Origin of the sequence: Asanoa siamensis (assembly GCF_016862555.1) — a bacterium.
Taxonomy (GTDB): domain Bacteria; phylum Actinomycetota; class Actinomycetes; order Mycobacteriales; family Micromonosporaceae; genus Asanoa; species Asanoa siamensis.
The window spans coordinates 1-23,218 of the sequence record NZ_BONE01000080.1 but is presented as its reverse complement, the minus strand read 5'-3'; the positions used below and the strand labels follow the sequence as shown (position 1 = coordinate 23,218).

At 71.9% G+C, this 23,218-nt stretch carries 19 protein-coding genes and 1 riboswitch; of the genes, 11 read left to right on the top strand and 8 right to left on the bottom strand.

The window, feature by feature from the left end; all coding sequences use genetic code 11:
* Window positions 1-28: 28 nt before the first annotated feature.
* Entirely contained in the window at window positions 29-817 is a 789-nt protein-coding gene (locus tag Asi02nite_RS33365) for a class I SAM-dependent methyltransferase (RefSeq protein WP_239127376.1), read from the bottom strand.
* A gap of 80 nt (window positions 818-897) precedes the next feature.
* On the bottom strand, window positions 898-1,143 hold the full coding sequence (locus tag Asi02nite_RS33360) for a hypothetical protein (RefSeq protein ID WP_203718000.1): 246 nt from the start codon (window positions 1,141-1,143) through the stop codon (window positions 898-900).
* Between the two features lie 359 nt (window positions 1,144-1,502).
* On the opposite strand from Asi02nite_RS33360, the gene Asi02nite_RS33355 reads away from it, so the two are divergent.
* Together Asi02nite_RS33355 and Asi02nite_RS33350 are read left to right on the top strand one after the other, a co-directional pair.
* Window positions 1,503-1,730, top strand: coding sequence for a hypothetical protein (locus Asi02nite_RS33355; RefSeq protein ID WP_373312373.1), 228 nt, complete (start codon window positions 1,503-1,505; stop codon window positions 1,728-1,730).
* 36 nt (window positions 1,731-1,766) lie between these two features.
* Window positions 1,767-2,645 carry a helix-turn-helix domain-containing protein gene (locus Asi02nite_RS33350; protein WP_203717999.1) on the top strand — a complete coding sequence of 293 codons (879 nt, stop codon included), beginning with the start codon at window positions 1,767-1,769 and terminating at the stop codon, window positions 2,643-2,645.
* A gap of 50 nt (window positions 2,646-2,695) precedes the next feature.
* On the opposite strand, the gene Asi02nite_RS33345 is transcribed toward Asi02nite_RS33350, so the two are convergent.
* On the bottom strand, window positions 2,696-6,133 hold the full coding sequence (locus Asi02nite_RS33345) for a 3-keto-alpha-glucoside-1,2-lyase-like domain-containing protein (RefSeq protein ID WP_203717998.1): 3,438 nt from the start codon (window positions 6,131-6,133) through the stop codon (window positions 2,696-2,698).
* Window positions 6,134-6,361: 228 nt separating this feature from the next.
* Here Asi02nite_RS33345 and Asi02nite_RS33340 point away from each other — a divergent pair, with 228 nt between their 5' ends.
* Entirely contained in the window at window positions 6,362-7,177 is an 816-nt protein-coding gene (locus tag Asi02nite_RS33340) for a S1 family peptidase (protein WP_203717997.1), read from the top strand.
* Window positions 7,178-7,221: 44 nt separating this feature from the next.
* Window positions 7,222-8,073 carry an SDR family oxidoreductase gene (locus Asi02nite_RS33335; protein WP_203717996.1) on the top strand — a complete coding sequence of 284 codons (852 nt, stop codon included), beginning with the start codon at window positions 7,222-7,224 and terminating at the stop codon, window positions 8,071-8,073.
* A gap of 3 nt (window positions 8,074-8,076) precedes the next feature.
* On the opposite strand, the gene Asi02nite_RS33330 is transcribed toward Asi02nite_RS33335, so the two are convergent.
* A complete protein-coding gene (locus Asi02nite_RS33330) occupies window positions 8,077-9,018 on the bottom strand; it encodes an aldo/keto reductase (RefSeq protein ID WP_203717995.1) in 942 nt (313 codons plus the stop codon).
* Here Asi02nite_RS33330 and pdxR point away from each other — a divergent pair.
* Together pdxR and Asi02nite_RS33320 are read left to right on the top strand one after the other, a co-directional pair.
* Window positions 9,017-10,456 (top strand): MocR-like pyridoxine biosynthesis transcription factor PdxR, encoded by a 1,440-nt coding sequence (gene pdxR / locus Asi02nite_RS33325; protein WP_203717994.1) that lies wholly within the window; start codon window positions 9,017-9,019, stop codon window positions 10,454-10,456. The genes Asi02nite_RS33330 and pdxR overlap by 2 nt on opposite strands.
* Window positions 10,457-10,477: 21 nt before the next feature.
* Window positions 10,478-10,563, top strand: a riboswitch (ZMP/ZTP riboswitch).
* Window positions 10,564-10,580: 17 nt separating this feature from the next.
* Window positions 10,581-11,438, top strand: coding sequence for a bifunctional 5,10-methylenetetrahydrofolate dehydrogenase/5,10-methenyltetrahydrofolate cyclohydrolase (locus tag Asi02nite_RS33320; RefSeq protein WP_203717993.1), 858 nt, complete (start codon window positions 10,581-10,583; stop codon window positions 11,436-11,438).
* Window positions 11,439-11,823: 385 nt separating this feature from the next.
* Here the strand turns inward: Asi02nite_RS33320 and Asi02nite_RS33315 are convergent, their stop codons facing one another.
* A complete protein-coding gene (locus Asi02nite_RS33315) occupies window positions 11,824-13,464 on the bottom strand; it encodes a glycosyltransferase family 39 protein (protein ID WP_203717992.1) in 1,641 nt (546 codons plus the stop codon).
* 143 nt (window positions 13,465-13,607) lie between these two features.
* On the opposite strand from Asi02nite_RS33315, the gene Asi02nite_RS33310 reads away from it, so the two are divergent.
* The 5 genes from Asi02nite_RS33310 to Asi02nite_RS33290 all read left to right on the top strand — a co-directional run bounded on the left by Asi02nite_RS33310 (window position 13,608) and on the right by Asi02nite_RS33290 (window position 17,782).
* Window positions 13,608-14,051, top strand: coding sequence for a DUF5709 domain-containing protein (locus Asi02nite_RS33310; RefSeq protein ID WP_203717991.1), 444 nt, complete (start codon window positions 13,608-13,610; stop codon window positions 14,049-14,051).
* Window positions 14,052-14,120: 69 nt separating this feature from the next.
* A complete protein-coding gene (locus Asi02nite_RS33305; protein WP_203717990.1) occupies window positions 14,121-15,218 on the top strand; it encodes an LLM class flavin-dependent oxidoreductase in 1,098 nt (365 codons plus the stop codon).
* Complete coding sequence (locus Asi02nite_RS33300; protein WP_203717989.1) at window positions 15,215-15,829, top strand: CE1759 family FMN reductase; 615 nt, start codon at window positions 15,215-15,217, stop codon at window positions 15,827-15,829. Before Asi02nite_RS33305 ends, Asi02nite_RS33300 begins: the two co-directional genes overlap by 4 nt.
* Window positions 15,830-15,846: 17 nt before the next feature.
* Window positions 15,847-16,356 (top strand): LURP-one-related/scramblase family protein, encoded by a 510-nt coding sequence (locus Asi02nite_RS33295; RefSeq protein ID WP_203717988.1) that lies wholly within the window; start codon window positions 15,847-15,849, stop codon window positions 16,354-16,356.
* A gap of 31 nt (window positions 16,357-16,387) precedes the next feature.
* Complete coding sequence (locus Asi02nite_RS33290; protein ID WP_239127374.1) at window positions 16,388-17,782, top strand: cation:dicarboxylate symporter family transporter; 1,395 nt, start codon at window positions 16,388-16,390, stop codon at window positions 17,780-17,782.
* 94 nt (window positions 17,783-17,876) lie between these two features.
* Here Asi02nite_RS33290 and Asi02nite_RS33285 read toward each other — a convergent pair whose 3' ends face one another.
* From Asi02nite_RS33285 to Asi02nite_RS33275, 3 genes are all read right to left on the bottom strand, one after another.
* Window positions 17,877-18,086 carry a hypothetical protein gene (locus Asi02nite_RS33285; RefSeq protein WP_239127372.1) on the bottom strand — a complete coding sequence of 70 codons (210 nt, stop codon included), beginning with the start codon at window positions 18,084-18,086 and terminating at the stop codon, window positions 17,877-17,879.
* 13 nt (window positions 18,087-18,099) lie between these two features.
* Window positions 18,100-19,173, bottom strand: coding sequence for a LacI family DNA-binding transcriptional regulator (locus tag Asi02nite_RS33280; protein WP_239127370.1), 1,074 nt, complete (start codon window positions 19,171-19,173; stop codon window positions 18,100-18,102).
* A gap of 82 nt (window positions 19,174-19,255) precedes the next feature.
* Window positions 19,256-22,957, bottom strand: a complete 3,702-nt coding sequence (locus Asi02nite_RS33275; protein ID WP_203717986.1) for a family 78 glycoside hydrolase catalytic domain — start codon at window positions 22,955-22,957, stop codon at window positions 19,256-19,258.
* Between the last annotated feature and the right edge of the window lie 261 nt (window positions 22,958-23,218).

The following is a 23,218-nucleotide window of genomic DNA, read 5'->3' as shown; positions in this document are numbered from 1 at the left end:
GCGGGCCTTCCGCAGGGTGGGACGAAGGTCAGGAAACGGTGCCGCGTACGGTCCAGGCGCGCGCGGTCAGCCGGATCGAACCGTCCGGTGCCGCCGGTAGTCGCGCGCGCAGCAGGTCGCGCAGGCGGTTGCGGTCGACGGGCTCGAGGCGGGCGACGAAGCCCGGCGCCGGACCCTGGCCGCCCAGGAACGGCGTCCAGAAGTCGTCGAACCCGGTGAAGGTCGTCGGGACCGAGACCGCGTCGACGGTGACGCTCGTGAGACCGGCCCCGGACCAGAGCGTACGGAGGGGATCGGGCCGGCAGATGGCCGCGAACCGCCCCAACTCGTCGGGCGCGGTCGGGTCGATCGTCGTGGCGGCCGTCCAGAAGTGACGGAGCATCTCCATGCCCTCGCCGTAGTCCCAGACGTAGGCGGCGACCGTGCCGCCGGGCACCGTCACGCGGGCCATCTCCGCGACGGCGCGTTTCGGGTCGGGCACGAAGTTGAGCGCCAGCCCACTCACGGCGACGTCGACCCCGGCGTCGGCCAGCGGCAGCGCGCCCGCGTCACCGACCCGGAACCGGGCCCGCGGGTCGCCGACCCGGCCGGCCGCAGCGGTCACGAAGGCCGCGGAACTGTCGACGCCGGTCACCTCGACAGGCGCCGCCGCCTCGAGCACCGCGCCGCTCAACGCACCGGTGCCGCACCCGACGTCGACCCACCGCCGCCCGGCGGGGGCGGTCAGCCAACGCAGGAACAGCGGCGCCACGCGCCGGCTCCACCGGCCCATGTAGGCGTCGTAGGCGTCGCGTTCCGACCATCGCTCCGGCAACACGCGGGCAACAGTATCCGCTGACCGCCATCGATTGACCCCGTTCGAGTGAACGGATTTCGCATCCGTCACCCACCCGACTCTCACAGGCCCGGACGGGTGTCCCGCGTGTGAGTGTCGCCCAGGGCGACGACCGCGAGCCGCAGGGCCCGGCCCAGTCGCAGCCGCCGGCCGCCGGTGGCCTCGACGAGCGCGACCAGGGCGGGGCGCTCGTGCGGGGGTACGCAGGTGATGATGATGACGACGGGCAGTACGGCCGAGGCGAGCTCGACCAGCACGACGAGCCCGACGAACACGGCTACGGCGGCGATGACCGCGACGTCTCCCATTGCCGACCCCCTTCAGCTTCCACTCACGACGACGGCGACCACGACGACGTACCGATGGTCGGTGAAGGAAGACCACAGATTCGCAGGACTCACGATGATCACCCCACATCGTTGGGCCGAGCGATATTGGATTCACTATCCATGATCGACATTCAAGGTCACATGACTGAATTCATCTGGTGCGAATTCAGCTGTCCACGAGACACCTGGAGTGCCATATGGCTGAGTGATATGGTGCCTACCAGCCCGATCGCAGAGTGCGCACTTCCTGCCAACGTGTTGCCACAGAAACTCTTTCGGTGAAGCCGGCCTGCGTGGTCCGTTGACTACCAGGAAATCTTGAATCAGGATGCTTCCCCGTGAATATGCCTACAAACCAGACAGCGGGCCTGAACCTTCGGACGCTCTCGGCCACCTCCTGCGGCGGCGGTTCGTGCCCGACCATCTACGACAGCGGTCGCGGCACGATCATCGTCCAGGGCTACCTCGTGCCGGCCGACGGGTCGGGGGTCGACCTTCCCGACGGTGAGCAGCTCGTGGAGATTCCCGTCGATCTCCTGGCCGCCGCGGCCCGCTCCATCTCCTGAGAACGCGCCTCTGTCCACCGACGAAGGGAGCGTCCCGTGACGTCCACGCCCGACGCTCCCTTCGACCCCGAGGACTCGCTCGGCACGACACTCGCCCGCCTGCGCCGGGCCAAGAGTTTGACCGGACGGGAGCTCGCCAGGCAGGTCGGCATGAGCCAACCGAAGATCTCCCGGCTGGAGAACGGGGTCGGCCTGCCCGACCCCGCGGACGTGGCCCGGGTCGCCCGCGCGCTCGGCGCCCCCGACGACGTCGTCCGCCACCTCGTGGATCTCGCGGAGCACGGGCAGAACCGGATGACCGACTGGCGCGCCTTCACGACCTCACTGCCCGGCCGGCAGGGCAGCGTCCGCGAGCTCGAGTCCGACGCCCGATCCCTGCGCGTCTTCCAGCCCCTGGTGATCCCCGGCCTGCTGCAGACCAGCGAGTACGCGCGGGCCGTCCTGGCGAGCTTTCAGCACGTGATCTCGCCGGCGAGTGACGCCGCCGGCAGCGTGGCCGTCGCCGAGGCCGTCGCGACTCGGGTGGCCCGTCAGGCGATCCTCGCCGACCCGGACCGGACCTTCCACTTCGTCATGCTGGAAGCCGTGTTCGAGAGCCGGTTCTATCCACCCGAGATCATGCCGGCCCAGATCACGCGGATCCGCGAGATCGCCGCCCAGGGAAACGTCACCATCTCGGTCATCCCCGACGACGCCCGCCTGCGAACCCTCCCGATGAACGGCTTCGAGCTGGTCGACGACGAGCTCGCCGTCATCGACCTCCTGAACACCTCGATCTCGACGCGGGGCACGCACGACATCGCCATGTACCGCCAGGTCTTCGACGAGTACGCCGCCACCGCGACCGACGACCTCGCCGGGCTGCTCGATCGCCACTTCCAGGAGTACGTGTCGGCGCTGCAGCGGGCCCGGTGAGGTGACGGTCGGGCGCCGGTCGGAGCGGCCGGCGCCCGAACTACTGGTTGCTATGCCGGTTCGATCCAGATGTTGCGGTAGCGGACCGGGTTCGTGTGGTCCTGTAGGCGGATCGGGCCCGGGGTGTTGGCTTCCGCCGCTCCCCCGCCCGTCGGGCCGTTGACCGCCACGTTGTTGTGCACCACCACCCCGTTCCAGACCACCGTCATCCGGGCGTCCTCGGTCTTCGTCGTGCCGTTGAAGCGGGCCGCGCGGAACGTGATGTCGTAGGTCTGCCACGTCTGCGGCGCCGTCGCCGCGTTCACGTCCGCCGCCTTCTTCTGGTAGATCGATGCCGCCTCGTCGTTGCCCAGCGACGTGTCGCCGAAGGAGTCCAACACCTGCAGCTCGTACCGGTCCTGTTGGTAGACTCCGCTGTTCGCGCGGGCCTGACCCGTCACCTCCGGGCCGTACTGCGGCAACCAGAACTCCACGTGCAGCTTGTAGTCGCCGAACGACGCCCGGGTGCGGATGTCGCCGCCGTTGACCTGCATGCCGCCGCCCGTGATGGTCCATGTCGGGTTGGCGCCGTTGGTGTGCTGCCAGTTCGCCGTCATCGACGCGGCCGTGCCGTCGAAGAGCACCGTGCGGTTGGTGCCGCCCGTGCCGTACGCCTCCAGCTCGTAGATCCGGGCCGCGGCGTTGCCGTCACTCGTCGCCGTCTGCACGTTGAGCCGGACATAGCGCGCCGACACCGCCGTGAAGTTGTGGGTCGTGGTCGACGCGGTGTTCGCGGTGACGGTGGCCGCTGTGGACCACGACGTCCCGTTGGACGACACCTGGACGGTGAAGTCCCGCGTGTTCCACGCCGCGTTCTCGCCACCGGCGCCCGCGTGCTTGACGACCACCCGGCTGACCGAGGCGGCCGCGCCCAGGTCGACCTGCATCCACTTGGACGCGCCGAGCGAGCACCACTTGTCGGTGTTGCCGCCGGAGACGCTGCCGTTGACGGCCTTCGCCGGACCCTCGTTGGCGTTGCACGAGCTGTCGGCCGTCGCCGTCTTGTTGAGGGCCAGGTTCACGGACGGCTGCGGCCCGCCGGAGACCGAGATGTTGTCCATGTTGACGTTGCCGATGTCACCGGCGTCGTAGCGGTACATGATGGTGTTCGTGCCCGCGTTCAGGGTCACCGCGTCGGTCTTCACCGCCCAGTTGTCCCAGGTGTTGGTGAACGGCAACGACACCTGCCGAATCTTGGTGCCGTTGACGTACAACGACACGGTCTTCGCGCCCGTGCCGCCGTTCGGGCCGTTGGCGTAGCGCAGGTTCACGTCATGGGACCCGGCGGCCGCGGCCGACACGGTCCACGTCGTGGACGCGCCCTGGTTCCAGTAGCCCTCCACGAAACCGGACCCAGTGTAGCCGGCGTGCTGGGTCGAGACGGCCGCGCCGCCGGCCAGCGCCGCCGACTCGGCCTCCAGCACGCCACCCGGCTGCTGCGGGCCGCCGACGAGGGAGTTGAGCGTGTACCAGGCCTCGGTGCTCCACAGCTCCTGGCCGTTGGTCGCGCTGAACGGCCGCGGTGAACGGAGATAGACGACCCGGCCCGCCTGCAGCCCGTTGATCTTCAGGGTCACCTTGCGGCCGTCGGCCGACGCCACCGCCGACGTCACGGTCAGCGTCTGCTCGTCGACCTTGGGTCCGCCGTACGCCGCCGTCGGCACGTACCGCCACTGCTTGACGTTGTACTTGGTGGGCAGCGACGCGATCGTCGCGGCGGACAGCGGCTGCGTGTACTCCACCTCGAACCCGCCGTTGATCGCCCGCATCGCCAGGATGTCGAACGCGTTGCCACCGTTGGCCGTCAGCTTCTGCAGGCCGTACTTCAGCTTGCCCGCCTGGCCCCAGTTGCCGTCGGCGCCGAGGCCACCGACGTAGATCGCGCCGTTCGGGCCGATCGACGTGCGCAGCACGCCCATCTCCAGGCCCTGCGTGTGCCGGAACAGCGCGCCCTGGTACTCACCGTTGATCTTCTCGAGGTAGGCCCGCTGCAGGCCGCCGTAGGTCACGTCGCCGATGAGCATCTGGCCCGCGAACGGCCCGGACGACAGCATGACCGGCGTGCTCGGCGAGTTGGCGATCTCGTTCTGCGGCATCCACAGCACCGGCTGCGTCACCGGCTGGTTCTGGAACGGCCCCGGCGGGTTCATGTTGAGGTTGAAGAACCGGTCCTGCTTGATGTGCACCAGCTTCGACGACGGCAGCCAGTCACCCTGGTTGTCGGTGACGAAGATGCCACCCTCCGGACCCCAACCGATGCCATCGGGCGTACGCAGGCCGCCCGCCACGTAGTGCACCGCGCCCGTGTTCTTGTCGACCCGGATCGTCGTGCCGCGGTTGGCCGCCGGCTGCGGGTTCGTGGTCGCGCCGCCGTAGTTGATGGAGATCGACAGGTTCAGGTAGAAGTACGGTGCCTGGTAGAGCAGGCCGAACGCGAACTCGTGGAAGTTGCCGCCCCACGGCCACGTCGCCACCTGCCGGTAGTTGTCGGTCACCCAGTCGCCGTTGGTGTCGTTGAGCTCCACGAGCCGATGCTTCTCGGAGACGTACAGCTTCCCGTCCACGTACTTGATGCCCATCGGCTCCCGCAACCCCTGCGCGATGCGCTGATAGGTCACCTGGGACGGCGCCGTCGCGGTCTGCACGTTGGACACCAGGTAGACCTCGCCGGCCACCAGGTCGCTGCCGCCCCACGTGGTGATGGCCATCCGGCCGTCGGGCAACCAGTCCATTGCGGACACCTGCGGCTGGAAGCCGGTCGGGCGCAGGTTGGTCAGCGTGTAGTTCGGGTGCACGGAGGTCAGCGGCAGCCCGTCGCCGGGCGAGTCCGTGATGCCCTCGCACTCCTTGCGGCCCGGGGCGGTCACCCGCACCACGCCGGCGTCCGTCGACAGGACGCTGTTGGGGACGAGGACGAAGGCCGACGAGCCGGGCGTACGCCAGTCCAATGTGATCTGCTGGTCGACGCTGCGCTCGAAGTGGTCGATCCGCAGCGAGTGGTAGCCCGTGCTGAGGGTGACCGTCCCCTCCTTGGGCGGCTGCGCGCTGTGCAAGCCGTCGTGGTCGATGACGACAGCGTTGTCGATCAGCAGCCGGGAGCCGTCGTCGCTGGTCAACCGGAACGTGTACGACCCGGCGGTGGCGATGTTGATGTTGCCGGTCACCTGGGTGACGAAGTTGTCGCTGAACCCGCCGAAGTCGGCGGTCGTCGTCCAGTTGATCGTGGGCATCAGCTTGTCGACGTTGGGCGTCTGGGCGGGCTTGAGGTCGCAGATCTCGTTGAGCGGCACCTGCACGTCGAAGACCCGCAGGGTGACACCGGGCTCCTGCGGCGGCGGGGCGGCGGCGGCCGCTTTCGCGGCCGTGGCGGCGCCCGGCGCGACGAGCAGGCCACCGACCAGCAGGCCGGCGGCCGCGAACCAGGACAGTGGACGTAACCGTGTGCTCATTGTTCCTCCGGGACGGGAGAGGGACGGAGCGAGCGAAGGGGGGATCGACGCGGGTCACCGCGTTGCGCACACGGTAGGGGTCTTCGAGGCTCCGTGTCCATATCTAAACTTCGATGCGACAGAACTTCCGTCGAACCGAGCAGAAGTACCACCGATACCACCGAAAGGGTTGCCGACGGTCATCCCATTCAGGGATAGTCGTCGATATCTATCCGAGCGGAGGCCGCCATGCGCACAGCCCGGGTCCTCGCCGCCACCGTCGCGGCGCTCGCCGTCCTGCTCCCGGCCACCGCCGCCGCGGCGACGCCGAGCCTCGACACCTTCCGGAGCCTGCCCGGCACGGCCTGGTGGACCGACGCGGGCGGACGCATCGTGGTGTCGGCCGACGCGACCGTCGGCGAGCGCGCCCGGGACGGACTGCGGGCGGCACTGCGCGACCGCGGCCGGCTCCTGCGCGACGACGGCACCCTGCGCCGGCACATCGCGGGCGGCGACCCGTTCCACCGGGCGGGCGGCCGCTGCCTGATCGGGTTCAACGCCCGCGCCGGCAGCACCTACTACTTCCTGACGTCGCGGCACTGCGTCGGCGCCGTCGGCGGCACCGTCTACGCCGACGCCGCCGCGACCGTCACCCTCGGGGTGGTCAGCGCGGTCACCCCGAACCGGGACACGGCCCTGGTCCGCTACACCGACACGACGCTCGCGAAGCCCAGCGCCGTCAACACGTACCCGGGCCTGCAACCGATCCGCGCGTTCGGGGCCACCGCGGTCGGCTCGCGGGTCTACCGCAGCGGCCCCGGCGGGCTGCGCGCCGGCACCGTTACGGCGCTGAACGTGACCGTCAACTACGCCGACGGGACGGTGACCGGGCTGATCCGCGCCACCATCTGCTCGCAGCCCGGCGACAGCGGCGGCCCGCTCTTCGCCGGCACGACCGGCATCGGCATCACCTCGGGCGGCAGCGGCTCCTGCACCACGGGCGGCGTGAGCTACTACGCCTCGGCGGCGGCGGCCGGCGCGAGCTACGGCGTGGGGCCCTACTGAGAGCTACCGTTGCGGAAAGGAACGACGTCGTACGGGGGAAGGTCATGATCGTCGTTACCGGAGCGACGGGTGTGCTGGGCCGGATGGTCGTCGAGAACCTGGTGCGGCGCGCGCCGGACGAGCGGGTGGTGGCCCTGGCCCGCGACCCGCAGCGGGCCGCCGACCTGGCCGATCGAGGCGTCCAGGTGCGCCCGGCCGACTACGACCAGCCCGACACGCTGCGGGCCGCCTTCGACGGTGCCGACAAGGTGCTGTTGATCTCGGTTCCGGTGCCGGGCGTACGCCTGCGCCAGCATCGCGCCGTGGTCGACGCCGCCCGGGCCATGGGCGCGAGCTTCCTCGCCTACACCAGCGTCGCGCACGCCGACGACACCCCGATGCCGGTGCCCGACCACGAGCGGACCGAGCGCTACATCGCCGAGAGCGGCTTGCCCTACAGCTTCCTGCGCAACAACTGGTACAGCGAGGTCTACCTCCCGGTGGCCGGGCAGGCCGCCGCGACCGGCGAGGTGATCGGCGCGTCGGGCACCGGCCGCATCGCCTCGGCGCCGCGTGCCGACTACGCCGCAGCGGCCGCCGCGGTGCTGGCCGGCGACGGCCACGAGAACAGCGTGTACGAGCTGTCCGGCGACAGCGCGTTCACCAAGGCGGAGCTCGCCGACCTGGTCAGTGACCTGTCCGGCGAGCCGGTCACCTACCGCGACCTGCCCGCCGACGGCTACCGGGACGCCCTGGTCGCGCAGGACGTGCCGGCGCCGGAGGCCGCGTTCCTCGCCCGCGTCGACGAGGGCATCGCGGCCGGCGGGCTGGCCGACACGCCGGGCACGCTCGCCCGCCTGATCGGCCACCCCACCACCCCGTTGGCCGTCACCCTCGCGCCGGCCGTCCGCGCCTAGGCCCTACGCCGCGCTGTCCAGAAGGGACCGTTGCGCGGCCGTCAACGACAGCGACATCGCCTCGATCGCCTCGTCGAGCTGGGCCACCGTGCTCGGGCCCACGATCGGCGCCACCGCGGGCCGGGCGCCGGTCAGCCAGGCCAGCACGACCTGGTTGCGGGTCGCGCCGGTCTCCGCCGCCACCGCATCCAGGGCCGCCAGCCGGCGCGTGGTGCCCGGGTGCGCGTACTCCGGCGCCAGCGGCTTGTCGGCCCGCGTGTAGGCGCCGGACAGCAACGGCGTGTAGGACCAGATCGCGACATCGTCGTGGCTCTCCACATAGGAGACCAGCTCGTCGTTCAGGAAACCGAAGCGGTGCACCACCGTCGGCCGGGTGTCCGGTCGCGGGTGCAGGTAGGTGTGGTGCTGCTGCACCGCCGTGAAGCCGGGCACCCCGGCGTCCGCGGCGGCCCGGCGGAACCGCTCCAGCCGCCAGGCCGCGAAGTTGGAGCAGCCCAGCCGGTCCACCAGGCCCGCCGCCACGAGCTCACCGAACGCGGCCACGGTCTCGTCGACGTCCGTACGCCGGAAGTCCTTGTGCGCCCAGTACATCTCGACCCGGTCGGTGCCGAGCCGGCGCAGGCTGCCCTCGATCCCGTTCTTGATCGTCTGCGGCGCGAGCCCCTCCGCGGTCTCCGGGAAGCGACCCGCCTCCAGCGGCTCGCAGCCGACCTTCGTGCTGATCGCGACCCGATCGCGGACGCCCGGCCGGCTCGCCAGCCAGCGGCCGAGCAGGGCCTCGCTCTGGCCGCCGAAGCCGCTCGGGTCGGCCCAGAACGCGTAGCAGTTGGCGGTGTCGATCCAGCGGCCGCCGGCATCGACGAAGCGGTCGAGGATCGCGAACGCGCGCTCCTCGTCGGTGGTCGTGCCGAACATCATCGCGCCGAGTACGAGGTGATCCATCATGGGATCGACGCTAGTGACGATCGGTCAGGCCGTACGCTCCAATCTCGTGGTGGATTTCCAGACCAATCTGGCGTGGGCGACGCTGCTCGACCTGGCCCCCGGCGCGGGCCCCGCGCACCAGCGCCTGGCCCGGGCCCTGCGCGCCGCGATCCGGGACGGCCGCCTGCCGACCGGCGCCGCGGTGCCGCCCAGCCGGGCCCTGGCGGAGGAGCTGGGCTGCTCGCGCTGGGTGGTCACGGAGGCGTACGGCCAGCTCGTCACCGAGGGCTACCTGGCCGCCCGCGTCGGCTCGGCCACCCGGGTGGCCTGGACGCCGGACGACCCGCCCCGCGGCACCCGCCCACCGCGACCGCGCGCACCGGCCGCCCGGTACGACCTCGCACCCGGCCTGCCCGACGTGCGGGCCTTCCCGCGCCGCCGCTGGGCGGACGCGGTCGGCGCCGTCACCCGCACCGTCTCGGTCGCCGACCTGGGCCTGCCCGACCCGCGCGGCCACCCCGCCGCACGCCGGACGATCGCCGAATATCTGCGGCGCTCCCGCGGCGCCGTCGCCACGCCGGACACGGTGACGATCTGCGCCGGGATCACCGACGGCGTGGCCCGGATCGCACGGGCGCTGCGCCGGCTCGGGGTCGACGCGGTCGCCGTCGAGGAGCCCGGCTGGCCCCGCCTGCGCGCGGCGGTCGAGGGCGCGGGCGTCGCGGTGCGCCCGGTCCCGGTCGACGCCGAGGGCCTGCGGGTGGACGGGCTGGACGGGGTCCGCGCGGTGGTGGTCGGGGCGGCACACCAGTTCCCCAGCGGCACCGTGCTCTCCCCGGCGCGGCGGGCCGCCCTGCTGCGCTGGGCCCGGGCGGTCGACGGTTTCGTGGTGGAGGACGACTACGACGCCGAGTTCCGCTACGACCGCCGCCCGATCGCGGCGATGCAGGGCCTGGACCCCGGCCGGGTGGCGCTGCTCGGGTCGGTCAGCAAGACGCTCTCCCCCGCGCTGGGCCTCGGCTGGCTGGTCGCCCCCGGGGTGCTGGCCGCGGCCGCCGACCCGGTCACAGCGGCCCCGCCGGTGCTCGACCAGCTCGCGCTGGCCACCTTCGTCGACCGCGGCTGGTACGACGCCCACCTGCGGGCGGCCCGCCGCCGCTTCCGTACCCGCCGGGACCTGCTCCTCGCCGCCCTGGCCCGGGCCGTCCCCGAGGGCGCGGTCGACGGCACCGCGGCCGGCCTGCACGTGCTGCTCCGCCTCCCGTCCGGGGTCGACGCGCCGGCGGTGGTCCGCGCCGCGGCCCGGGCCGGGCTGAGCCTGATGGCGCTCGACGACTACCGGGCCGTGCCGCCGGTCACACCCACCCCTGTGCTGGTGCTGGGCTACGGCAACCTCGCCGACAGCGAGATCGAACCGGCCGTGGCTGTGCTCCGGGCCACCCTCGATCGGGTGTCCTAGAAACCGGTTCTGGCATGCTTGAGGCGAGAACGCGACTGGCGGCAACGAGGATGGCAACGACCATCGGGGAGCCCGCTCCGTGGGCATCGACCGCCTGGGTGCCACGGGTCGAGGGGGGATTTTCATGTCCGCACGTCTGCTGCCCGGCGGCCCGGTCGCCGAGAGCATCCTGGCCGACGTCTCCGACCGCGTACGCGTCCTGAAGGACAAGGGCGTCACACCCGCGCTCGCGACCATCCTGGTGGGTGACGACGACGCGAGCGCCGGCTACATCCGCATCAAGCAGCGGCAGGCGGCCGACCTGGGCTTCGTGTCGCCGCACGCGCACCTGGGCGCCGACACCACGCAGGAGGAGCTCGAGCGGGTGGTCGCGGAGTTCAGCGCCGACCCGGCCGTGCACGGCCTGCTGGTGCAGCACCCGGTGCCGCGCCATCTCGACTACGACAAGGCGCTGGCCGTGATGGACCCCGACAAGGACGTCGACGGCATGCACCCGGTCAACATGGGCCGGCTCGCGCTGGGCCTGCCGGGCCCGCTGCCGTGCACGCCCGCCGGCATCGAGGCGCTGCTCGCGTTCTACGACATCCCGGTCGCGGGCCGCGAGGTGGTCATCCTGGGCCGCGGCGCGACGCTGGGCCGCCCGCTGGCGATGCTGCTGGCCCAGAAACGCCCGACGGCGAACGCGGCGGTGACGGTGGTCCACACGGGCGTCCAGGACTGGCCGCGCTACACGAAGCGCGCCGAGATCCTGGTCGCGGCGGCGGGCGTGCCGGGCATCATCCAGCCGGAACACGTCCGTCCAGGCTCGACGGTCATCGGCGGCGGCGTCCGCTACGAGGGCCGGCGCCTGCTGCCCGACGTCGACGAATCCTGCGAGGCGGTCGCCGGCGCGATCACGCCACGGCTGGGCGGGGTGGGGCCGACCACCGTGGCGATGCTGTTCCGCAACGCCGTCACCGCGGCGGAGCGCGCGACCGCATAGGACGATCACGGCATAGGGCGGATCCTGGCTCGGGTCCACGACGGTTGCGACCGTCGCTCCCGCCAGACACCGCTCCGCTTCGCTGCGCTGCCAGGTCCGCGCCCGGTCACCGCACACCCCGCGCGCCAAAGTGGATCTAGGCACGCTGTTGTCGCGCTAGGCGCATCCGACTGCCAAGATCCCGCCCGTAGAGAGCGGCTGGCCCCGGCACGCGGAGCGGGTGACCCGGGCCGCAGAACCGCGCCTGTGTTGCGGTCGCTTTGCTCTGCACCCAAATACGCACCACCCCCTCTGAGCTGCGGTGCGTATATGGGTGCAGAGCAAAGCCTGGCGACATGGTCGCCCTCGAGCCGCGGGGCGCCGACCGCGCGACGGGCCGGTTGGGCTAGACCGGGACCCGGTCGGAGGCGGGCAGGGTGCCGGGTTCGAAGGTCCCGGGTTGGTCCGGATCGTTCGGTTCGGGGCGGGGTTCGAGGGCGGCCGCGTCCGGCTGCGCAGCGCCACCCGTGGTCGCGGCCGGGCGTGCGGCCAGGCGGACCGTCGCCGCGGTCGTTGCCGCGAACGCCGCCACGACGGTGGCCAGGAGGAGGATCAGCACCACGGGTGGCAGGGCGTACCAGGAGGCGATGGCGCCGGGCACCGCCGTGCGGTCGCCGTCCGCCGGGGTCCAGAACAGGTCCACCGTGTAGGCCACGTAGACCAACTGGATCACCGCGGCGAAGAGCAGGAGTGCGAGCGGGATCGCGCGGCGCCAGGCGGCCGGGAGGCGGGACGCCGCCGCCAGGGCCACGACCGCCAGGCCGATCAGGCCGCCGTACAGGTAGCGGCCCTGCATCGCCGCGTAGGTGTGGCTTGCCGCGAACTGTTCGTAGGAGCCCTTCGCCACGATGGCCAGCAGGCCGGCCGCGGGCAGCAGCAGCACCAGCGTCGTGGTCCGGGGCAGGGAGCGCAGCGCCAGCGTCAGCACGATCCCGACGACCAGCAGCAGGCCGGCCAGCAGCGCCACCTTCCACGGCCAGTGGTGCGTGCGCGCGCCCGTCTGGTCGTGCACGAAGAACAGCGTGTTCATCCGCTCCAGCAGCCGCGCCAGCCAGCCGAGGCCGCCCTCGGCGAACGAGAAGCGGGCGTCCAGCGCCGGCATCTCCGTGTACCGGCCGTGCGGCTGCAGCGTCCCGTACACGATGCGGTTGTGGATCCACCAGGCCAGCCCGGGCAGCATGGCCAGCCAGGCGACGCCGAGACCCACCGCGGCAGCACGCCGGCGATCCCGTCGCCGCAGCGCCACCACCGCGTACGCGAGAGCCACCCAGAAGGGCACCAGCAGCGCGAAACCCTTGGTGAGCAGCGCGAGCGAGCCGACCCCGCCGATCAGCACCGCCGTGCGCCGCGACGTGTCCCCCGTCAGCACCCGCACCACGAGCAGGGTCAGCACCGCGAACAGCAGCACCAGCAGGTTGTCGTTGTTGACCGCCGACTCGGTGTGGGTGAGCTCCGGGATCGCGACCGGCACCAGCGCCGCGGCCACCGGCAACGGCTCCGGCACCCGCAGCCGCCGCGCCACCGCCCACAGCAGCAGCGGCAGCGCGGCCGCGAAGAGCACGTTCCACCAGCGCAGCGCCAGGTAGGTGAGGTCGAACGGGATCCGCTCCCAGCCCGGCACCAGCGCGAGCGCGGCGGCGCCGAGCGCGTAGTACAGCGGCGGGTGCTGGATGAGCTGGTTGGCCGGCACCTTCTCGGCGGGCGCCACGCCACCGGCCGCGTCGAACGAGGGGCGATCCGCGCGCGCCGGCACGTCCTGGTCGGCCAGGTGCAACGGCCCGTTGATCCGCTGCGACCGGGTGAAGCCGCCCGCGCCGCTCCCGGCGGAGGTCGCGAGGGTGCCGGGATCCGGCCACGGCCAGGCGCGGCCCTGCTCGACCGCGACGATCAGGTCGACGTGCTGCCGCTCGTCCGGCGAGCGGAAGTTCGGGAAGATCGCGGTCTGACCGAGCGCGACCGCCACGTGCAGCACAAGGATCAACCACACCAATCCGGGTACTGCTCGTGTTACTCGCAAAAGCGGACGTATCGCTCGAATCACTGGGGCAGGCTAGCCGACGCCGCGCACCGGAGCGGGCGCCGACAGCGCGGGTCCTAGGCTTGCACCCGACCGAGTTATGTGAGGGGAACATGAGCCAAGATCCGGAATTCGAGGTCCTCGAGGACGACGGGGTGCTCGACGCCTCCGACACGCTGGACGACGACCTGGTGTCCGACCCGCTGGACGTGGGCATCGCGCCGGCCGACCGGTGGAGCGGCGCCAACCGCTTCGGCACCACGGCGGCCGAGGAGCGTCAGGGCGAGTCGTTGGATCAGCTGCTGGCCCAGGAAGAGCCCGATGCCGACCCGTACGCCCAGGTCACGGACGACGAGGACGAGATCAGCCGCCGCGGCTACGAGCAGGACCCCCGCGCGGGCCGGCTGGTCGAGGACGACCAGGGATTCGGCGAGGACGTCGAGGCCGACTCGGTAGCGTGGGATGCCGGGATCGATGCCGGTGGTGCCAGCGCGGAGGAAGCCGCGATCCACGTGGTCGACGGTCCGGACGACGAAGGTGACGGTCCTCTCCGTTAAGCTCCCCGGGCGGAATAGTTGCGGCGTCAAATAAGTTGACGGTGGCGACCGCGAAGTGAGGTGTTCGATATGCAGTTCGGGATCTTCACCGTCGGCGACGTGACGCCGGACCCGACCAACGGCACGACCCCCAGTGAGAACGACCGCATCAAGGCGATGGTGACCATCGCGCAGAAGGCGGAGGAGGTCGGCCTGGACGTCTTCGCGACGGGTGAGCACCACAACCCGCCGTTCGTCCCGTCGTCCCCGACCACGATGCTCGGCTACATCGCCGCGAAGACGGAGAGGCTCCTGCTCTCCACCGCCACCACGCTGATCACCACCAACGACCCGGTGAAGATCGCCGAGGACTACGCGATGCTGCAGCACCTGGCCGACGGCCGGGTCGACCTGATGATGGGTCGCGGCAACACCGGGCCGGTCTACCCCTGGTTCGGGCAGGACATCCGTAACGGCATCCCGCTGGCCATCGAGAACTACGCGCTGCTGCACCAGCTCTGGCGCGAGGACGTGGTCGACTGGAAGGGCCGGTTCCGCACCCCGCTGCAGTCGTTCACCGCGACGCCGCGACCGCTGGACGGCGTGCCCCCGTTCGTCTGGCACGGCTCCATCCGCAGCCCGGAGATCGCCGAGCAGGCCGCCTACTACGGTGACGGCTTCTTCGCGAACCACATCTTCTGGCCCAAGGAGCACACCCAGCGGATGATCGGGCTCTACCGCGAGCGTTACGCGCACTACGGCCACGGCACGCCGGAGCAGGCCATCGTCGGCCTCGGCGGTCAGGTGTTCATGCGGAAGAACAGCCAGGACGCGGTACGGGAGTTCCGGCCCTACTTCGACAACGCGCCCGTGTACGGGCACGGCCCGTCGATGGAGGACTTCACCCGCGAGACACCGCTGACCGTCGGCAGCCCGCAGCAGGTCATCGACCGTACGCTCGGCTTCCGCGACTACGTCGGCGACTACCAGCGCCAGCTGTTCCTGATGGACCACGCGGGCCTGCCGCTCAAGGTGGTGCTGGAGCAGCTCGACATCCTCGGCGAGGAGGTCGTGCCGGTGCTGCGCGAGGAGTTCGCGAAGAACCGCCCCGCGGACGTGCCGGACGCGCCGACCCACGCGTCGCTGGTCGCGGCCGCGGCCGCCGCGGAGGCCGAGGTCGTCGCATGAGTGAGCGGACCATCGCGGTGGTCTCCGGCGGGTTGCGCCAACCCTCGTCGTCGCGGCTGCTGGCTGACAAGCTGGCGGCCGCGACCGGCGAGGAGCTGACGCGGCTCGGCGTCACCCCGAAGATCGAGGTGATCGAGCTCCGGCACCACGCCCACGACATCGTCGACAACCTGCTGACGGGCTTCCCGTCGACGGCGTTCGGCAAGGTGGTCGAGACCGTCACGGCGGCCGACGGGCTGGTCGCGGTCTCGCCGATCTTCACCGCGTCGTACAGCGGCCTGTTCAAGTCGTTCGTCGACCTGCTGCCGGACGGCTCGCTGGCCGGCAAGCCGGTGCTGATCGGCGCGACCGGCGGCACCGCGCGGCACTCGCTCGCGCTGGACCACGCGCTGCGGCCGCTGTTCGCGTACACCCGCTCGGTCGTCATCCCGACCGGTGTGTTCGCGGCGTCCGAGGACTGGGGCGGCGACGAGGCGGTGGAGCGTCTCGACCGGCGCGTCCGGCGCGCGGCGGCGGAACTGGCCGCGGAGGTCGCCCGCCGTGACCCCGCCGTACCGCTGGACCCGTTCGCCCTGCGCACCTCGTTCGAGGACCTGCTGGCCGGCGACTGATGCGCGAGGATGGGGTCATGTACCTCATTCGCGAGAAGTTCCTCGACATCGGCGACGACTTCGACATCACCGACGACGCCGGCAACAAGGTGTTCCACGTCGACGGCAAGGTGCTGTCGCTGCGCGACAAGCTGGTCATCGAGGACCCGTCGGGCCGCGAGGTGGCGGCGGTCCACCGCAAGCTGATCGCGCTGCGGCCGACCTATGCGATCAGCATCGGCGGTGAAGAGGCGGCCGAGATGCGCAAGAAGCTGTTCACGCCGTTCCGCGACAAGTACACGATCGACGTGCCGGGGCCCGACGACCTCGAGATGAAGGGCGACCTGCTCGATCACGAGTACGAGGTCGAGCTGGGCGGCCAACGGGTCGCGACCGTGTCGAAGAAGTGGTTCACGATCCGCGACACGTACGCGGTCGACGTCGTCCCTGGCCAGAACGACCTGCTGATCCTGGCGGGCGTGTTGGCGCTGGACCTGGCCGAGTCCCGCGCGGAGCGCAAGCGCGCCGAGGAAGCCGGTCGCGACTGACCTGGGGGTGTGAGCGCGGTCACATGTGGGCATGAGTGCACACATGTCGATCGCCTCAACGCCCGAGCGCCCCCGGCGGGACCGGACCTCGTACCTCTATCTGGCCGTGATCGTGGCCGTCCTGGCCGGCATCCTCGTCGGGCTGGTCGCGCCGGGGGTCGGCGAGTCGCTCAAGCCGCTGGGCGAGGGCTTCGTCAACCTGATCAAGATGATGATCAGCCCGATCATCTTCTGCACGATCGTGCTCGGCATCGGCTCGGTGCGGCAGGCCGCCAAGGTGGGCAAGGTCGGCGGCCTGGCACTGGGCTACTTCCTGGCGATGTCCACCGTGGCGCTGGCGATCGGCCTGGTGGTCGGCAACATCCTGCACCCCGGCAGCGGCCTCGACCTGGCCGGCGGCGAGGCGCCCGACACGTCCGAGTCCGAGGGCACCGTCGACTTCCTGCTCGGGATCATTCCCACGACGCTGTTCTCGGCGCTGACGAGCTCGCAGGTGCTGCAGACGCTGCTGGTGGCGCTGCTGGTCGGCTTCGCGATCCAGGCGATGGGCGCGACGGGCCAGCCGATCCTGCGGGCGGTCGGCTACCTGCAGAAGCTCGTCTTCCGGGTCCTCGCGATGATCATGTGGGTGGCCCCGATCGGCGCGTTCGGCGCCATCGCCGCGGTGGTCGGCGAGACGGGCTGGAAGGCGCTGGCCGGGCTGCTGCAGATCATGCTGGGCTTCTACCTGACGTGCGCGATCTTCGTGTTCGTCGTGCTGGGCCTGCTGTTGAAGCTGGTGACCGGTCTCAACATCTTCACGGTGCTGCGGTACCTCGGACGGGAATTCCTGCTGATCCTGTCGACCTCGTCGTCGGAATCGGCGCTGCCGCGGCTGATCGCGAAGATGGAGCATGTCGGGGTGTCGCGCCCGGTTGTCGGCATCACGGTGCCGACGGGCTACTCGTTCAATCTGGACGGTACGGCCATCTACCTGACGATGGCCTCCATCTTCATCGCGGACGCCCTCAACAAGCCGCTGGCGGTGGGCGAGCAGATCGGCCTGCTGCTCTTCATGATCATTGCCTCCAAGGGCGCGGCGGGGGTGACGGGCGCGGGCCTGGCGACGCTGGCCGGCGGCCTCCAGTCGCACCGCCCGGACCTGGTGGAGGGCGTGGGGTTGATCGTGGGCATCGACCGCTTCATGTCGGAGGCCCGCGCGCTGACCAACTTCGCGGGCAACGCGGTCGCGACGTTCCTGGTCGGCCAGTGGGCGGGCGAGTTGGACAAGGACCGCGCCCACCGCGTGCTGCGCGGCGAGGACCCCTTCGACGAGACGACGATGCTCGACGACGAGGAGCCCGACGCGCCGGAGCAGGACCGCGAGCCGGTCGTCACGGCCCAACGCGGGGCGCCCGACAGCACGCCGGAGTCCCGCCCACTCTGAACCGATCCAGACCAGCGCGATGCCGCCGGCGGGGGCGGCGCGCCCGCACCACCCGAAATCGGGGAGTGCGGGCGCGGTCGCTCGGGAGGGGCGGTCAGGCCGCCGCTGTTGTGCACGGCCGGGGGCGGCTCGGCTCGACCCGGTTCGCCAGGCGGCGCAGCAGCAGGGCCGTGGCGCGGCGGAGAGGGTCGCCCCGGCCCTGGACGCGTTCGCGGTGCGGGACGACCGGTGCGTTCGGGCGGGCTGAGTTGACGTGGGCTTCGGTGCTGGTCAAGGCCGTGACGAAGGCCGTCGGGTCGAGCATGGTGACCATCCCTTCAGGACTGTGCCGGGCCCGTCGTCGCGCGGACGACGAGGTGGGTGGGGAGCACGACCGTGCGGTCGGCCGGGTCGGTGGGTGGGTTCAGCAGGAGTTCGCCGGAGCGGCGGCCGCGGTCCGCGGCCGGTTGGTGGACCGTCGTCAGGCCCTCGGCCTCCGCCTCCGGGATGTCGTCGAAGCCGACGACGGAGACGTCGCGGCCGGGCCGCAGGCCCCGGGCCCGCAGCGCGTCCAGCACGCCGAGCGCCACGATGTCGCTGAGCGCCGCGATCGCCGTGGGCCGCGGTGCGCGGTCGAGCAGGTGCGCCGCGGCCGCCGCCCCGTCGCGGCGGCAGTTGCCCGGCACGTTGACCGTCGTGACGGTCGACCAGTCGACGCCGCCCGCGGCGAACGCCTCCTGGTAGCCGCGCAGGCGCTCGCGGCTGCCGTAGTAGGCCACGTCCGCCGGCGAGGCCAGCGTCGTCGGGCCGATCATCGGTGCCACGCTCAGGTAGTCGCCGATCACCGCCACCCGCCGGTGGCCCAGCGCCATCAGGTGGGCGCCGGCCGCGCGGGTGGCGGCCGCCTCGTCGATGCCGACGAACGCCGACAGTGGGCCGTCGCCCGCCCGGCGCTGCCCGCTGACCACCGGCAGGCCGCGCGCGGCGATGGCGTCGAGGGCCGGGTGCCAGTCGGGCATGCAGTAGACGCAGAAGCCGTCGACCACCGCGTCGTTGACCGCCGCCACCGCCGCCGACTCGTCCTCGTCGGACAAGGGCAGCAGCAGCAGGCCCGTGCGCGCCTGCTCGGCCGCCTCGGCGAGGCCGCGCAGATATTGCACCGCGTAGGGATCGGTGAACGCGAACGACAGGCTGGCGGTGAACAGCATGCCGATCGCGCCGGCCCGGCGCTTGCGCAGCGACCGGGCCGTCGGGTCGGGGCCCGCGTAGCCGAGGTCGGCCGCCGCGGACAGGATCCGGTCGCGGAGGTCGCCGGACAGCTGGTCAGGCCGGCTGTAGGCGTTGGACACCGTGCTGCGGGACACCCCGACGGCGTCGGCGACGGTCTGCAGTGTGGGCCGCACCGCGTCCACCTCCCGTACTGTATCGATCCAGAACTTCTCTAAATCGATACAGTACGCCTCGCGCGAGGAAACGCAAGTGGTAAATGTGGCGTCAGGCAGGAGCGGTAAAGGTGTACGACCCGGCGGCCAGGTGGAACACGGCGGCGCCGGCCGCGTACCCCATGGCAACCGCCTGCGCCGGCGCACCCACCGCGACCGATGCGGACGCCACCGGCACCCGTACGGTCGCGGTCGTGTTCGCCGGCACCTCGACCCGCAGCGTCAGCACCCCGCCCGCCACGGACCAGTCCGACAGCGCCCGCCCGTACGGCGTCGCGAGGTCCGACCGCCCCGAGGTGAGCCCGCCACCGGGCCGCGGCGCGATCACCAGGCGGTGGTAGCCCGGATCCCGCGGGTCCGGCCCGACCCCACCGACGGTGCGGTAGAGGAAGTCACCGACCGACCCCAGTCCATAGTGGTTGAACGAGTTCATCCCCGGGTCCTGGAATGACCCGTCGGTCCGGATCCCGTCCCAGCGCTCCCAGATCGTCGTGCCGCCGCGCGCGCCCATGTAGCCCCAGCCGGGATAGTCCGGCTGCAGCAGCACCTGGTACGCCGTCGCCAGGTGCCCGTTCTCCGCGAGCACCGGCAGCAGGTTCTCGACGCCCAGGAACCCGACCGACAGGTGCCCGGACCGCGACGCCACCTTGGCCGCCAGCTTGTCCGCCACCGCCTGCACCCGGCTCGCCGGCACGAGCCCGAACGAGAGCGCCAGCACGTACCCGGTCTGGGTGTTGCCGGAGACCGTCCCGTCCGCCGCGACGAAGCGACTCGTGAACGCCGCCGCGACCTGGTCGGCCAGCGCGCCGTAGGAGGCCGCCTCGGCGGTCCGCCCGGTCGCCGCGGCCATCCGCGACACCAGCCGCGCCGTGTAGCCGAAGTAGGCGGTCGAGATCAGGTCCTGCGCCGTGTTGTCGTTGACGTTGAGCCAGTCCCCGTACGTCCACTGGTTCCGGATCAGGTCCGCGCCCGACGTGGCCCGGGAGAAGTCGACCCACCGCCGCATCGCCGTGAAGTTCTCGTCGACGATCCGCAGGTCGCCGTAGCGCTGCCAGAGCGTGTACGGCACGATCACGCCCGCGTCGCCCCACCCGGCCGTCCCCGCACCGCAGCACACGGCCGGCGCCACGTCGGTGAACGCGCCGTCGGCGCGCTGGGCGTCGGTCAGGTCGTCGGTGAACTTGTCGAGCAGCCCGTGCACGTCCATGTTGAACGTCGACGTGCCGACGAACGCGGCGATGTCGCCGGTCCAACCGAGCCGCTCGTCGCGCTGCGGGCAGTCGGTGGGGATCGTCAGCATGTTGGACCGCTGGCCCCACAGGATGTTGCGCTGCAGTTGGTTGACCAGCGCGTGGGAGGTGCTGAACGTGCCGGTCGCGGCACCGTTGGTCCACGCCGCCAGCCCGGTCACGGTCGACAGCGTGGGCGTGCCGGGGAAGCCGGTCAACTCCACGTAGCGGTAGCCGTGCACCGTGAACCGCGGCTCGAACACCTCGTCGGCCCCGGTCCCGGCGAGCGTGAACCGGTCGGTCGCCCGGGCGGCCCGCAGGTTCGCGAAGTACGGCGTGCCGTCCGGGTTGAGCACCTCGGCGTGCCGCATCGTCACCGTCGTGCCGGCCGGCCCGCGCACCCGCAGCCGGTTCCAGCCCGCGAAGTTCTGCCCGAGGTCGACGACGAACACGCCCGGCCGAGGCTGCGTCACCGCGACCGCCGGCACCGTCGCCTGCACGGCCACCCCGGGATCCACCGCGGAGACCAGGTTGGGCTTGGCCCCGCCCCGCACCGAGACGGCGGCCCAGCCGGAGTCGTCGTAGCCCGGCTGGTCCCAACCGGCCCGCACGCCCCGGGCGTCGTACTCCTCGCCGTGGAAGATGTCGTCGAACCGGATCGGGCTCGGCGCGGTCTTCCAGGAGGCGTCGGTGCGCACCACGGTGGTCGTGCCGTCGGTGTGCCGCACCACCAGATCGGCCGAGTACCACGGCTGCGTCCCGTAGCGCTGGTTGCCGCCCATGCCGAGCGACCCCGAGTACCAACCGTTGCCGAGATAGGCCCCGATCGCGTTGTCACCCTGCCGCACCGCCGAGGTGACGTCGAGAATCCGGTACTGCACCCGCCGGTTGTAGTCCGTCCATCCTGGAGCCAGCGCCTCCACACCGACCTTCGCGCCGTTGATCCGGGTCTCGTGCAGGCCGAGCGCCGTGACCATCAGCCGGGCAGAGGCGACGGGCTTGGAGACCGTGAAACCCTTCCGCAGGTACGGCGCGCCGCGCACCACGGACACCTGGCTCCCCCACGGTCCGGCACCGTAGGCCGCGATGCCCCGCGCCGCCGGCCAGGCCGAGTCGTTGAACCCGGCGTTCTGCCACCCCGAAGGCCCGCTCTGGCCGGCCTTCCACGAGGCGTCGGTGACGAGCCGCGTGGTGGCGCCCGCCGTCACGTCCAGCGCCGCGATCAGTCCGGCCGGCGAGACCGTGGTGTTCTCCGTCGCGATCGCGATCGTGTTGCTGCCCGCGACCAGCCGCGCGGTCACGTCGACGACCGCAGCGCTCTTCCACGACTCGTACGCCCGCGGCGACGTGCTCACCTGGGTGCCGTTGACCCACACGTCGGCGGTGTCGTCGCCGGTGACGGTCAGCGTCGCCCGGGTGACGCCGGCGGGCACGGTGAACACGCGGCGCAGGTAGCGAGTGCCGATCGGTGCGCTGGCCCCCGGATCGCCCTCCGGATACCAGATCCAGGAGGCGCCGGTGAGCGCCGGCACCGCCGCGCTGGACCCGACGAACGCCGCCTGCCAGCCGTTGGCCGGGTCGTACTGGCCGGTCTCGAACCAGCTCGTCGGACCCCACGCGCCGAGCCGGCCCTGGGTGTCCCAGACCCGCGCCCGCCACCAGTAGCGGGTGCGTGAGGCCAGCGCCGGCCCGCCGTAGACGGCGTCGACCGAGCGGCCCGACACGACCCGGCCGCTGTCCCAGACGTCGCCGGTGCCGGCCTCGGTGCTCGACACGACCACCTGGTACGCGCCCTGGAGCAGTTCGCTGCCCGCGGGCGCGGTGGCCTTCCAGCCGAACCGGGGCCGCGCGGCGTCGATGCCCAGTGGCGTGACCCGGCGCTCGGTGGTCGGCGCGGTGACGGCCAGCGGCGAGCCCGCGGCCACGTCCGGTCCGGTGACGCCGCTCCCCCACGGCCCGGTGCCGTAGCCCGCGGTGACCCGGGCGGCGGGCCAGGCCGCGTCGCTGGTCGCCGGGTCCGTCCACTCCGGACCGACGCTGGTGGCCGCCTTCCAGGCGGAGTCGGTGACAAGCTCGACGGTGCCGCCCGCGGCGACGACGCGCAGCCGGCCGAGCACGCCGGCCGGGCCGGCGGCGGTGTTGCGGGCGGCGATCGCGAGCGTGTTGGCACCGGGCCGCACGGCCGAGGCCAGGTCGACGTGGAGCGCCTGCCGCCAGGAGTCGACGACCTGGGCGGAGCTGGCCAGCGGCACGCCGTTGAGCCACACGTCGACGCTGTCGTCGCCGGTCACCACGAGCTGGGCCTCACTGACCACACCGGACGGTGCGGTGAACGTCCGGCGCAGGTAGCGGGTCGCGGCGGGCACGCTGGTGGCGGCATCGCCGTCGGGATACCAGATCCAGTTGGCGCCGGCCAGGTTGACCGGCGCGGCGTGCGCGGGCGTGGCGCCGGCGACCAGCAGGGCCGCGACGCACGCGAGGGTGGTGGCCGCGCCGGCGAGGCGGCGCGGGGTCGTGGCTGACATGACGGTTCCTCCTGACGATCCGGGGACGGGCGGATCGGGGCGCGGCCCTCGTGAAACGTTTCATCGACGACCGTAAGCGTCATGCTACGGACGACCGGCGACACACGCAACGATGCTCATCCATGTCCACGCGAGGTTGTCCGGAGTCGGAATCCGGTCAACGCCCTGTCACCCTGCGCGCGAACTGCGCTACGGTCCGCCATCGCAGCCCGGCCGTCCGGGCCGGGATCACACGGGGGAAGGACACACAATGAGGGCTAA